Origin of the sequence: Maridesulfovibrio ferrireducens (genome assembly GCF_016342405.1) — a bacterium.
In the GTDB taxonomy this organism is placed as follows: domain Bacteria; phylum Desulfobacterota; class Desulfovibrionia; order Desulfovibrionales; family Desulfovibrionaceae; genus Maridesulfovibrio; species Maridesulfovibrio ferrireducens_A.
Window position 1 is genome coordinate 125,945 of the sequence record NZ_JAEINN010000010.1, and the last position, 13,988, is coordinate 139,932.

Genomic DNA, 13,988 nt, shown 5'->3' on the forward strand with positions numbered 1-13,988 from the left:
TTTATCATGACATACACCACACAAATGGACGCAGCCCGTAAAGGCATTGTCACCCCTCAGATGGAAATAGTTGCCCGCAAGGAAAACGTCCGCATTGAAGACCTCATGGAGCGCATGGCTAAAGGGACTGTAATCATCCCCGCGAACAAGAATCACAAAAATCTTGATCCCGAAGCTGTGGGCGAAGGCATGAGCACCAAGATCAATGTAAATCTTGGTATTTCCAAAGATTGCTCTGAAATTGAACCTGAAATGGACAAAGTCAGAATGGCTTTGGAAATGAAAGCCGAAGCTATCATGGACCTCAGCTGTTACGGAAAAACACGTGAATTCCGTCAGCGTCTGCTTGAAATTTCACCGGCTATGATCGGAACTGTTCCAATCTACGATGCCGTTGGTTTCTATGATAAAAACCTTCAGGATATCACCGTAGACGAATTTTTTGACGTTGTTCAGAAACACGTTGAAGACGGCGTTGACTTCCTTACCATTCACTGCGGTCTGAACAGACACACCGCTGATAAAGTTAAACAGGGCGGAAGGCTCACAAACATCGTATCCCGTGGCGGTTCACTGCTGTTCACTTGGATGGAAATCAATCAGGCTGAAAATCCATTCTACGAACATTTCGACCGCCTTTTAGATATCTGCGAAGAGTACGACGTTACACTAAGTCTCGGTGACGGCTGCCGTCCCGGTTGTCTGCATGATGCCACCGATGCGTGTCAGGTTGAAGAGCTTATCACTTTAGGTGAACTCACCAAACGCGCATGGGAACGCAACGTACAGGTCATGATCGAAGGCCCGGGCCACATGGCTATGAACGAAATCGCAGGCAACATGATGATGGAAAAACGTCTCTGCCACGGTGCACCGTTCTACGTATTAGGACCACTGGTAACAGACGTTGCCCCCGGTTATGACCACATCACAGCCGCAATCGGCGGTGCTATCGCAGCCATGAACGGAGCAGATTTCCTCTGCTACGTGACACCTGCTGAACATCTGCGCCTCCCTACACTTGACGATATGAAAGAAGGGATCATCGCAACCCGCATTGCAGCCCACGCTGCCGACGTTGCCAAGGGTCACCCCGGCGCAAGAGACTGGGACGACAAAATGAGTAAAGCACGCGCCGCCCTAGACTGGAACGGCATGTTCGATCTCGCTATGGACCCCGTTCGCCCTAAAGAATACCGTGAATCCTCCATGCCGGAACACGAAGATTCCTGCTCCATGTGCGGTAAGATGTGTGCGGTTAGAAATATGAATCGCGTTCTTGCAGGTAAAGATATTCAGCTTGATGATTAATTTTTATTAATTATATATAGTTGTAATATTTGGAATTAGATTACCCCGGCGGATTTTGTGTCTGTCGGGGTATATTTGTTTTTAAATTAATAGACGAATTATTCTTCACTCTAATTTGAAAGTTGTTTAGTTTAGTTGCTTAGCTCTTAATTCTTCCATATAATCCATAAAATAAATACCATATCAGGAGAATCTTATGGATCAAATCGCAACGGCAGGCTTGGATAATTTGGGATATATATTAGCCGCACTAGGAGCATGCGCGTGGATTCCACAAGTACCAACCTTATGGAACAAATACATTTCAAAACCAAAAATATCTATTACGGCAAAAAGTATTGAACTTGGATTTGATCTTAATGGTCCATTACTTAATATGAACCTCGCACTGTTGAGCCAAAATAAATCAGGTACAATTGGAACAATAAAAGCAATTATTACACATGAAGATAAACAAGAAACTACATTTGAATGGTCTACCATTGCAAGTGGAGTTGAAAACAAAAGTACCGACAATAATGGAGGTACAATAACAAATAGATCTTCAGTTGAAGCCCTTATGCTTCACCTTCCCTTAGATTTTACACAAGTAATTTCATTATGGTTTTTTAGTAATTTAAAAAAAGCTAGATTTGATAATATTATTTTCCCTTTTGAATATAAAATTGATCGAATGTGTAGAGATAACCAGCTAGACAATGAAGCCCTAGAAAAATATTTAAAGAACAACACAGAGTGGACCAACGTAAAAGATCTCATACCTGAAATGTTCACTTGGAAAGCTGGTAAATACAAACTAACTTTATTAATTGAAGCTTTAGATGGAAAAATTTCCTACACACCACAGACTTTCAAATTCAAAATAAATACGAATAGTGCAGAAATACTCAAAGATAATATTGAAACAACTTTGCATAACATGAACGAAACACTCATATGTAAAATAAACCCTACGTACCAAAAACAAAATAAAGCCTACTATTGGCAAAACTTTATGTTAGAAAAATGCTAATTTTTCAGCATGTTTTCAAGCTTCCAACATTTATCCCTCAGCACACGAAAAGGACTCCCAGTGAAACAGGATAAGAAAAAAGCCTTATTCATCGTTCACAAGATGTTCGCTGAAATCATCTTCGACTTCCAATCGCTAGAAGGAATGCCGTTCACTTTTCCAGAGGTACAAACATACCTCCAAGGCATCACTGTGGGTGGTCATAAAATCGCGGATGAAGATAAACTAAAACAGCAGATTCTCGGCTGGGAAAAACTGATTGAGCTGGTCAAAACAGATCGCTTTGCTATCACTAAAGAAATCGCCTGTTCCATACAAAAAGTTATCGCAAAAGATGAAGCTCTTGAAATCGGACAATTCAGGTCTGGACAGGTCGGCATTTCCGGAACGGAATATGAGCCTCCTAAAGCTGATGAGCTAGAAAATTTATTTCCAATCGTAATTAATGAAATATCAACTTTATCAAACACTTGTGAACAAGCTTATCGTATCCACTTAGACTTTGCGCGTAGCCAATTCTTTTATGACGGAAACAAACGCACAGGCTTGCTCATGGCAAACGGACATTTGCTTAGCAACGGATATGCCCCCCTCTCTGTTCCTGCTAAATGGCTGACTGAGTATAATACCGGCATGATCAAATTTTACGAAACAGGCGACCGTTCCGAGATGATGATTTTTCTAAAGAAATGTCATGAAACTATGTATGGACGGTTTGAATAATTACGACTTAATTTTTCCCGCATTTCCTTTGTCCACCCCACTCATGTGTGTTATACTTCTCCTAAACCCAGCTTCTGAGCAGGTCATCAGAGGTATCACACATTATGGAGGCGAATTATGGATAAGGTTTCCTTCAATGCTTATGAACGCGAACTGGAACCCGGATATCGGGCAATGATTGATAAGGCTGAATCTACCGAGGATATTCGTAAATTTTACGAGCGCACTGCCTTGGATTTTCTGCAAAAAGCTGTAGGTGATCAGTTCGACATTGGAACGGACTCTCTCATGTTCGCCCCGGATTCCAAGCCAGGATACCTGCTTTCTCCCCCTCTCATGGAAAACGCTGATTTTCAAGCTATTGTAGACCAATCAGACCTTACAAATATTCTCAACCGCTTTACGGAGAGAGCTGTAAATAAATATGCCCATATGGACCGGAAACACCCGGACAAGACTGAGGCAAAAATAAATCCCACTCCGGGTCAACGAAACAAATAACCAGAACATTTTTCTGCACAAATTATATACCGAGACCTGTTTCCTGATCACATGACACAAAAAAAGGCTTGGAAGATTTTTCTTCTAAGCCTTTATAATTACAACTATTAAACTTATATTTTTATTTTACGGCAGCCAGCAATGCATCTGCACCTAAACGTTTAATGGTGCCGCTTGTACGTTCGCGTTTTCTACCATTTTCGCGGTAATAAACTAGAGCTTTACCGATCAGGCTCAAGGCTTCGTCTTCACTTACATTTTTACCCAGTTGAATTCCTACGCCCGCATTTCTTGTCGCTGCGCCGCCGAAATAAACATCCCAACCTTTGGGGGCTCCAACTAAGCCGATGTCACGGATAAAGCTTAAACCACAGGCCATCTTACAACCGGACACGCCACTTTTAACTTTAAACGGATAAGGCCCGTTCTCTTTGACCAAGGCCAATATTTTATCGCCCATAGCGCGTGTTTTCTGCACACCGTAGATACAGATTCCGGCGCCACTGCAAACGGATAATCCGGGAGGAGCTTTCTCAACAGCTATGCCAAGACTTGCCACAACTTCACTTAGTTTTGCTTCGGGAATACCTTCAAGATTCATACGTTGTCCGGTCGTCGCCCTTAGCGAAGTCAGATTAAACTTAGCCATGGTATCCATGACTGTTTTCAACATACCGACAGTGAGTTGTCCCTGATTAATACATAACCGCAAAGAATAAGTACCGTCTTTACGTTTAACAGGCGAAACAACTAAAGATTCAGAATCAATATTATCCATTAAAAAGCTCCTATATAGCTAATTTATCTAACTGGAAACAGATGTGAAGATTATCAGGTGAGTTTTTTTTCGATATTATTTATATCACTTTCGCGAAGCAACGGAAGCTTAATTACGAATCTTGTCCACTGACCAGGTTCAGAAAAAACTTCCATACTGCCGCCGTGCTGATCGGTTATGATAAAGTAGGAAACCGATAAACCTAAACCTGTACCTTTTCCCGTAGCCTTAGTGGAGAAAAAAGGCTCAAAAGCTCTATTGCAAATATCCGGATTCATGCCCGGGCCGTTATCTTCAATTTGAATGACTGCCATGCCATCCTTTTCAGAAGTCCGCAACACGAAAAAAGGACTGCCATCTTTGTAATCCTTTTCAGTCATAGCCTCTCCGGCGTTCTTAAAAAGATTAAGAAAAACCTGTTGAATCTGATTACCTTCACAATATACAGGGGGCAAACTTGGATCGTACTCCCTATACACTGATATCTGCTTAAAATCATAAGATTTTTTAAGATCATAATCGCTCATAATCAATTCAATAGATTGATCCAGAAGAACAGCTATGTCGTGTTTGGTGAAATTATCACCGCTTTTTCTGCTGAAATTGAGCATGTTGCTTACAATTTTTGCTGCCCGGTTTCCAGATTCATAAATACCGTCAAGCATCTTAGGAATTTCACGCAATTCCAGATAGGCACGCAACTTATCCAAGGCAACATCGCACTCATTTGCAGCATCAATATTACTCTTCTTTTCCCCAAAAAGGCGATTCCTTATATTCTGAGTGTACCCAAGGATGGCGGCCAGAGGATTGTTAATTTCGTGAGCCATTCCTGCGGCTAACCCTCCTACAGAAAGCATCTTCTCGGACTGCACCAGAATCTGCTCAAGGCGGACGCGCTCTGTTACGTCGTCGATACGGATAACCGCCCCGTCTATTCCGTTAGCAATTAGGGGAAAGATGGTTATATTTTCATAACGTATCACCCCGTCAATCATATGGACCCGCTTGGAATCCTCCAAAGGGGAACGACAGCGCATAGCCTCATGAACCCGCTCCATCTCGTCAGAAAGATAAGGCAATATCTCTCCCAAAGGATGCCCGGTAACCGCTTGCTTCTTTAATCCCGTGGCCTTTTCAGCCTGAATATTCCATTGAGTAATATCACCCTCGGCATCAACACTCACCAATACCGACGGCATAGAATCAATGATGTTAGCTATATAATTTCGCGCATTGAGCAGATCAAGTTCACCCTGTTTACGTTCAGCAATATCTGTAATCACAGCCATAATTCGCAATCCCTCAGGCAAATCGAGTCGCCGCAACCTTACATAAGTTGGAAACTCACTTCCGTCCTTTCGGCGTGCTACCCAGTCAAAGGCCTGCAACCCGTGTTCGATGCACGAATCTATCAGATGCAGAGCGTCCTTCTCAGTCAACCCACCACCACTGATATCTTCAATACTTAGATTATGAGCCTCGTTCAATGAATGACCGAACGTGTTCTCAAAACTTTGGTTCGCATCGAGAATAGAGCCTTCGGCATCATGCAAAATAACAGTGTCGGGCAAAGTATCGAGAAGAGACTGCAATCTTTCAGTCGAAGCCAGTAAACGCTGACGAGATTGAAAGAGAGCCTTGCTCATCTGGTTGAAAGTCACGGCCAATTCGCCAATTTCATCGTCGGATTCGATAGGAATAAAGACCTTATCCTCCCCTCCGGACAAAGCCCGGGCGGCGCCAGTGAGCGCAAGGACCGGATGCGTGATGCCTCGGGTAACGCCTACTGCGACAAGAAGGACAGCCAGTACTATGCACAACACAACCACAAGGGCATAGTGCGACTGCGTAGCAATTTTAGCAAGATTAGCAGCTTCGGAATAACCGAGCACTATGGTCCAAGGCATATAGCGAAGGCGAACCTTAACATTCAACGTAGGTTCGCTGTCTGGCCCATACAGAGAAGTATGGAAAAATGTAACACCGGGATCAGACAGTTCCTTCCTGCTCATACCAATAACAAGCCCTTGATCAGATTCAACTGTGATACGCCTCTCGGATGCAATCTGCGTCTTGACGTTCTGATACAGTGTAAAAGTAGGAGTAAGCACTAAATCCGGTCGATGACTATCCGCCAATCGGAGCCCCTCGTCACCGAAAAGAGCAGCACTGAAAGCATGATCCTCTATGTCCATCCTCGGCAGAATCATCTGCTGAAGAACTGCAGCATTGTAACGGGAACGCAATACACCCAATATACGTCCTGAGGTATCACGCACCGGAGAGCTGAAATATAAGGACGGTTGCTGTGCGCTTTCTGACAGTCCCACAGCAGCGACATAAGGCAATCCTGTTTCTATAGGAATTAAAAAATAGTCCCGATTAGATTTGTCCAAACCTATATCATACCCGAAAGTGTCAGCCACTGCGCGGCCACTCAAATCCAGAAGAGCAAGAGAAGTTATGTTGGTCTGATCACGCCGCTTAAGCGAGGTAAGAATACCCATAGCCGCCAGTTCTTCCGGAGAACCTGCCCGCTTATCCGGAGGCAGAGACAGGTATTGCGCAAATTGTGAGATTGTAGATTCTGTTCGCACAGTGGAAAGATTTGCCAAGATAAAAGAATCGATAGACTCTGCTGTATGCGAAGCTGCGGCAAGCATGGCCTGACGGCTGTTCTCCGAAAGGGCTTCAGAGGTCACTTTCTGATCTAAAATGGATAGAATACAAATGGGAACCAGCGATATAAACAAAAAGGAACTGATCAGCTTGGTCCGTAGCCCCGTTGTCCATAAAAAAGCACGTAACGCCAAAAACACTACCAGCAACACAATGGAAACCAGCACCACCTCTGTAGCATTAGAAAAAAATAAAAAGACAGGCTCCTCTGCATGGCTTGCCAATACAGATCTTGCAAAAAGAAGCACAGCCAAGCTTATACACATAGACAGTGTAATTCTGAAGCTGAGAATGCGCCGGATAAACTTGATCATTTTACGTCGGCTCCCATGCCTTGCACATATGACGGATCAAGAATTTTGTTCAGATCAGGAGCCGTGAAAACGTCACCTACACTTATAAAAAAATCTACCTGCTTAGCGCCGGTGTCGAAGAGCGAAGTACGCTCATCCTCTTTAATAAAAGCCTTCTGATTATCCGAACGTGACAAGATGCGACAACCTTCTATAGAAATATCTTCGGCGCGCTGCCCTGTGGCCTTGGCAATAATAGCATCACACTCTTCCCTGTTTGCCATCCAGTATTCCTGTGCCTCAAACCACGCATCCACAAAAGCCTGCACCTCTGGGTGGCGCTTTTTCGCAACTGCCCCCTGAAAAACGATGACGTCAGGGACCATTCCCGGCGTATCAGCCGTGGTAAAAAGTACCTTATAACCTTTTGCCTCAGCCTTGGAGAGATAAGGTTCCCATGTGTACCCCCCTTGAATCTGTTCAGGCATAGTATCCAGAACTATTTCCGGCCCGACATCTACAAGGATAAGATCGTTTCGCGAAAGACCGTGACGGCGCAACAAAGTGGTGATTATGAACTCGCTTCCGGACAGCGCTCCTTGAATGCCTATGCGCTTTCCTGCCAAATCCCCCGGAGTAACAATATCCGAGGTTACAACAACTCCTTCAGCGCCGTCTGAGTTATCAGTAGCCAAAACTACCTTCATATTCGGAACATTAATTTTCAATAGTTCGTAAAGCCCTCCGTGAGCAGCATCAATCTTAGCAGCCGCAAAGTCGGAAAATATGTCGGTATACGAAGTGTAAAGTATTGGCTCTACCTGCACGCCGTGTTTATCGAAAAACCCTTTTTCTTTGGCAATAACAATGGGGTACCAACCGGGCCACAAAAACCATCCCACTCGTAGAGGTTTGGCCTGAACAGGCGGAGGAGTTTGAGAACAGCCCGGAAGAAGAACGACAGTTGCCGTTAGAATTAATACGAGGAAATATGACAAGAGTTTACGCATATCAAAACCTCTCGTGAAAGTTCGCGATGCAAGTCCTGCAAACCCAAATACCATCGCACTGAATGTTTATCAAATTAATTGCCGCACCCGAAAGACTGTCAGAGCATGCAAAATATAACTTTTTCTCAAAATTCATTGCAAAACATTTAAGATAAAAAAGCAAGAGCCGTTCCGATTTAAATCGGAACGGCTCTTATTATATACAAGAAGGAGGTTCTGCTCGTCTAAAATTATAATTAACTATTATCACTATTAATTTCTTCAATTATACTTTGAAGACGTTGTGCCTGCGAAGCTAGATTCATCACAGCTTCGGAAGACTGGCGCATCGCATCACTTGTTTCAGTTGAGATATTATTAATTTCATCTATTGCACGATTTATTTCTTCAGACGTGGAGGACTGCTCTTCACAAGCGGTGGCTATGCCTCTAATCTGATCAGAAACTTCATCGGTAAACTTCTGAATTCCTATTAGAGATTCGCCGGCATTCTTCGCCATTTCAGATACTGAAACAACTTCTTTTACAGTGTCTTCACACTGAGCCATACTGTTGCGTGTGCCATTCTGGATACCTGAAATAGCATCTTCAACTTCTTTTGTTGCGGTCATTGTTTTTTCAGCAAGCTTGCGAACTTCATCCGCTACAACCGCAAATCCACGCCCGGCTTCCCCTGCACGTGCAGCCTCAATTGCGGCATTCAGAGCCAGCAAATTAGTTTGATCAGCAATGTCAGAAATTACATCTATAATTTCTCCAATTTTTTCAGAACTATGTCCAAGCTGAACCATTTCATTCTGGAGATTTTCAGAATGTTTTTGGACTACGCCGATTCCACCAATCATTGTATCTACAATGTTTGCACCGGAGGATGCAGTGGCTTTGGCGTCATGCGCCGTACCCGAAGCATTACTTGTGCTTTCTGCAACTTCTAATACAGAGGCCGTCATCTGCTCCATAGCGGTTGCAGTTTCACTTGTACGCTGAGCCTGTATGTCGGAACCTCTGGACGACTGTTCTATTTGAGCTGACAATTCTTCTGATGCTGTGGAGATTATAGCTACAACTCCTTCAAGTTCGCGAGCCGCCTGCAGCATGCCTTCACGCTTGGCTGTTTCGGCCTGAGCTCTAGCTTCCTCTGCTTCGGCCATGGCCTGATGAGCTTTTTCTGTCTCGCCTGCGGCCAAACGGGTCTGTTCCTGAGCATGTGCAATCATGTCTTTAAGATTTGCAACCATTTTTATCAAAGCGCCTGCGAGGACTCCGACCTCATCTCTGGTTGTAACAGTAAGTTCGTGATCCAAATTACCTTCAGCAACAAAAGAGGCAAATTCAGTAGTAAGAACGATGGGTTTCGCTAAAGATTTTGCTATCAACCATGCAGCAAGAATCATAAGGGGAACAATTACCAAAATTACAAGCAATGATGAATTAACAACATTAGACTCCGCCTTCATTAATGCTTCAACAGACATTCCAATAAACCACATACCTAAATTTTGCCCGGAGATCCCTTTTATAGGCCAATATGCTGTCTGAAATTCTTTGCCGAGAATATTGTTACGAGCTAAAAAAACAGCCCCTCTATCAAGAACAGTCGAAATGACTTCAGGGTTACTAATTCTAGTGCCGACAACTCGTTGCCCGGACTTAAAGATTGTAGTCATTGCGCGTGTTTCTTTATTGAAAACCGTAACTTCCAGACCTGTAAATTCTTTAATATCATCAACAAAGGATTCCTTGTTCAAGGAAACACCAAGAGAAACGGTTCCAATTACTCTGCCATCATATTTAACAGGTGAAGAAGCACGTAATGAAAAAGGGACTTCTGTCCCTCTAACAACCCCGACCTGACTTTGATTGCTAAGCGCGGACCGCACTGTAGCTTGACTGTTTACATTATCGCCACGCCTATCAGAATGACCGCGGGCAAGAACTTTACCATCCGCATCTGTCACAGTAATCAGGTCAACTCCTGTTTCTCTTAAAAATAAATCAATCACCGATTTTAGCTTAGAATAATTTTTCGACTGAACAGCTTCAATCAGCTCGTCCTCGTTAGCTGCCATTTTAGATTCTTCAAGATACCCATTCGAAAGCGTGGCAATATGATTATCGACAACTTTTTTTAAGGTCTTGATGTTGTTGCTTGATTCAATTGCAAACCCTTGGGCCATGTAATGATCAACCGTAAAAAAAATGGATGATGCAGTTAGAAGCACCATACATACTGACATCAATACTATCTTATTCAATATACTGAACTTCATACAAAAGACCTTCTCTCTTTTTAATTAAAGAACTAAATTATCAACAAAAACTAAATGATCTATCGCCAATTATTGCTTAATTTTACAAAAATAAACGAATTTAATCATAATACTCCAAAAAACACTATTTGAAAAGCAAGTAATCGCTTATTATAAAAAACTTCAATTATAACAGACTTCTACATGCCGTTACTGGGCATCTTAATTAAATATATCCTCACGGTTAGTCCTCAAATTCTTTATTACAAATATCCTTGTTATCGTTTCGGTTTTGAACCTAAAAAAACACCCATCTTTAAAAATGGGTGTTCGGGGCATTAGAACCAACAAGCTGTTTACAACTCAGTTTACCAAGGGAGAGGATCTGGGATAACTATATCCTCAGCATAATCGAATCTCTCAAACTGAACTGCAAACCATTCAAAAAAAAGATCATTACTAAAAATACGGCGTCCAACTTCTACTTTATCCCATACCACATCCTCGTCGTCTGCAACCTCTTCTGAAGCTGTAGCCATCACGGCATTAATATCTTCAGGACAAAAGTAAGGAACATTCTCAATAACGAAATACCGAATCGTAAACTCTCCAAAATCAACTTGTTTCAAAGACAAATCACGCATACTCCCCCCTCAACACTCAACACTCAATGGTTAACTGCATTATCCAATCATGTCTTCTAAGATATATTATACCAGTTAAAACACATCATATATAAAGAAGTGTTCTTCCTTTCATGCCTTATTCAGATAAAAAAAGAACTTCACTTGAAAAAATGAGGTTCGTCAATATAGTAATGAAAATAAATCTTACAGCAAAAAAAAACTGTTTTATGTTAAAGCCGTACTGAATCTTTAGCCATTTCAGTTACGTCCTCATTTTCAAAATTATACAGTTTTACAGCTGTTTGTGAGTTTTCATCCGCCCTCTGTGGAGTTATAACCACAAAGGTCATTGTGACTTTATCTGGATTATGATCAATCCATGTTCCTGAGTTTACATAGACTGTTTTTTCCCCTTTATCACTTGTAGAAGCCTTTATTTTAGGGACATGGCTATGACCGAAAACAACAAGTTTTTTATCGGAAACGGGATTCATAAAATATTGGGTTACTGCCATATTATCCGTTTGGCTTGCAGAAAGAACATTATCAATTGCCTCGGCAGTGGGAATCGGCACAGGAACATTGTTGAGAAGACACCTTGCAGCCCACTTGTCTTCAATCCCATTAAAAAGAATTACCGAAATTGGACCTTTATCTACAGCTTGCGAAGGAAGTAAATCATTAACAGCATATGTCGCGGTAAACTTGTTAACATTTGTAACGATAATATTTTCGTTAAAAAGATTCTTTATAGGAAAGGCCTTCAACGTCCACTCCCATTTTTGCCAATATTTATATGGCAAAAATTGAGCGCTGTTCCACAAAGGATCTGGAACAACAAGGGGTACTACATCGGCTCCGCTTTTGCATTTCTGTACAACATGCTCCGCTGCAATTCGTGTAAAGAAATAGCCCGGAGGCAATATTGTTCCCGGGTCGATACTAACTTTATGAGAAATCGGATCCGGTGAACAAAAGAAATTGTATCGATGACCATGCTCAATTGCAATTTTAGGCTGTCCAGCGGGTGAATATGTTCCCAGACCCAACAACCCCGTATCACGAGCCTGATTTATTCCGGGCAATACGTTTTCAACATTTGCATCCGTGATAGTTAAATCATGATTTCCCGGAACATATGTAACTAAAATTTTTCCAGCTGTAATAATACGATTAAAAGCATCAAACACCCTGTTGTTGGTAGCAGCTATGCGCTCAACAAAATCGAACTGATCATATCCATTATAGGTATCAACTGTCGCCGGAACAAACCACTCGTCAAGCAAGTCTCCCCCGATAACAAGTTCTTTAACATTCGTTGAATCTTCAATTCTTTTGAGAAAATTTTCAAGAGGAATCAAATTATCTTTAGTTTCTGTATAACTTATATCAGCACCTAGATGGAGATCGCTTATAACTACAATTAAATTCCTTTCATCGCTGCCATTATTGAACGGGTCAAGGCCATCACCTGATTGGTAACATGAAGTAAATAGACAAGCAGGCCCCATGCTCATAACTGCAGCAGTGGTTGTTGCACTGAACTTCATAAAATCGCGGCGGGATATCCCTTTCTTTTTAAGACTGTTCTCAGTTTCAACATTTCCGATTTCATCAGATAATTTCATAAGAACTTACATCCCCCAATTTAAAATCAGCGGGTATTCCCCCCCGACAGCATACTTTTCAATCCAGAATCAGAAACATATCAAACGCCAGAACCGTGAATATAATAATTTTATTTTACAGCAGTGATTTCCCATATTTTTATTTAAATTCATTACAATCCTCAGCCCCTCTAGCGTATAAACTTAATAATACCAAAATATTATTAACATTATCACTCAGACGTTATTGAAAAGCAGCTACCATTAAGAAGAAACGGTTTACCCTTAATAAAAAAGGGCTAGCTAATTAATTAGCTAGCCCTTTGACATTATAACGATACTGAAAAACTCAGTTAATCACACAGAACTTTGTCTCTAATATCATTTTGATATGCTTTTTCTAATTTATTTTTGAAATTGTCAGGAGTCCAGTTTTTTACGAGTGTTTCAAGACGGCCAGAACATATCATGCCTTCTAATATTGCATCAATTTTACGAATCATGACGCCTCCCCATTTGGTTTTAGGCGTAGCATAATAGCGATATATAGGGGTAACTGGCAGCTCTAAACATTCAATGAACTCTATATTCGATTTCTTTATATCATCTTGGTGTGTATAATAAGCTACAAGTGGGTCAGCAAAGAAGAAATCAATTCTATTATGAAGAAGTAAATTTATTTGATCAATAGTGTCGAAAGCTGCGACTCCGTGATTTTTAGAATTTGTTTCTTTTATTATATTCAAAAGTTTCCCATAATATATTCCTTTCATATAGCTAAATATATTATTAGTATTGTTTAGATTGGTGTATAATGAAAATTTTCCGTTGCTTGTAAATTTATTTCTATCTTCTTTTCTAATAACAGCAACTATACTCCATGAAACCATACAAGGATATTTTGAATAATATAAATATTTTTCTCGTTCAGTAGTTTTAACTATTCCTGTAATGACTATATTTTTCCCGGATTTTGCATCTAATAATCTTTTACTGGAGATCCAATTGCATTAATATGTGCGTCATTGGGTAACATGTTCTGAATATATTCATTAAGTGTATTGCCTAATCCAGAACGTTCCCCTGATAAACTGTACGTGAAAAGCGGTGGACAATCGAAACTTGGCCAAAACACCTTATCTTTTGCAAAGGCTATTTCAATACAAATTAAAACTGACAAGAAAGTTAAAAAAACT

The 13,988-nt window shown here is 41.4% G+C and carries 11 protein-coding genes; 4 read left to right on the forward strand and 7 right to left on the reverse strand.

The genetic code is table 11. The features are described 5' to 3' along the window. The first annotated feature begins 6 nt into the window (after positions 1–6). From thiC to JEY82_RS12220, 4 genes are all read left to right on the forward strand, one after another. Positions 7–1,311 carry a phosphomethylpyrimidine synthase ThiC gene (gene thiC / locus JEY82_RS12205; RefSeq protein ID WP_304085800.1) on the forward strand — a complete coding sequence of 435 codons (1,305 nt, stop codon included), beginning with the start codon at positions 7–9 and terminating at the stop codon, positions 1,309–1,311. Positions 1,312–1,507: 196 nt separating this feature from the next. Further along, a complete protein-coding gene (locus JEY82_RS12210; RefSeq protein ID WP_304085802.1) occupies positions 1,508–2,323 on the forward strand; it encodes a hypothetical protein in 816 nt (271 codons plus the stop codon). 60 nt (positions 2,324–2,383) lie between these two features. Further along, a complete protein-coding gene (locus JEY82_RS12215) occupies positions 2,384–3,046 on the forward strand; it encodes a Fic family protein (RefSeq protein WP_304085804.1) in 663 nt (220 codons plus the stop codon). Positions 3,047–3,163: 117 nt separating this feature from the next. Then, a complete protein-coding gene (locus JEY82_RS12220) occupies positions 3,164–3,547 on the forward strand; it encodes a hypothetical protein (RefSeq protein ID WP_304085806.1) in 384 nt (127 codons plus the stop codon). 121 nt (positions 3,548–3,668) lie between these two features. Here the strand turns inward: JEY82_RS12220 and JEY82_RS12225 are convergent, their stop codons facing one another. The 7 genes from JEY82_RS12225 to JEY82_RS12255 all read right to left on the reverse strand — a co-directional run bounded on the left by JEY82_RS12225 (position 3,669) and on the right by JEY82_RS12255 (position 13,793). Then, positions 3,669–4,325, reverse strand: a complete 657-nt coding sequence (locus JEY82_RS12225) for a nitrite reductase (protein ID WP_304085808.1) — start codon at positions 4,323–4,325, stop codon at positions 3,669–3,671. A 53-nt stretch (positions 4,326–4,378) separates the two neighbouring features. Continuing rightward, positions 4,379–7,321 carry a PAS domain S-box protein gene (locus tag JEY82_RS12230; RefSeq protein ID WP_304085809.1) on the reverse strand — a complete coding sequence of 981 codons (2,943 nt, stop codon included), beginning with the start codon at positions 7,319–7,321 and terminating at the stop codon, positions 4,379–4,381. Further along, a complete protein-coding gene (locus tag JEY82_RS12235; RefSeq protein WP_304085811.1) occupies positions 7,318–8,310 on the reverse strand; it encodes an ABC transporter substrate-binding protein in 993 nt (330 codons plus the stop codon). Before JEY82_RS12235 ends, JEY82_RS12230 begins: the two co-directional genes overlap by 4 nt. 236 nt (positions 8,311–8,546) lie before the next feature. Further along, entirely contained in the window at positions 8,547–10,580 is a 2,034-nt protein-coding gene (locus JEY82_RS12240) for a methyl-accepting chemotaxis protein (protein ID WP_304085813.1), read from the reverse strand. A 347-nt stretch (positions 10,581–10,927) separates the two neighbouring features. Continuing rightward, positions 10,928–11,203 carry a hypothetical protein gene (locus tag JEY82_RS12245; protein ID WP_304085815.1) on the reverse strand — a complete coding sequence of 92 codons (276 nt, stop codon included), beginning with the start codon at positions 11,201–11,203 and terminating at the stop codon, positions 10,928–10,930. A 212-nt stretch (positions 11,204–11,415) separates the two neighbouring features. Then, positions 11,416–12,813: a metallophosphoesterase gene (locus JEY82_RS12250; RefSeq protein WP_304085817.1), complete on the reverse strand. Its 1,398-nt coding sequence runs from the start codon at positions 12,811–12,813 to the stop codon at positions 11,416–11,418. A 332-nt stretch (positions 12,814–13,145) separates the two neighbouring features. After that, positions 13,146–13,793, reverse strand: a complete 648-nt coding sequence (locus JEY82_RS12255; RefSeq protein WP_304085849.1) for an ABC transporter substrate-binding protein — start codon at positions 13,791–13,793, stop codon at positions 13,146–13,148. Positions 13,794–13,988: the final 195 nt, after the last annotated feature.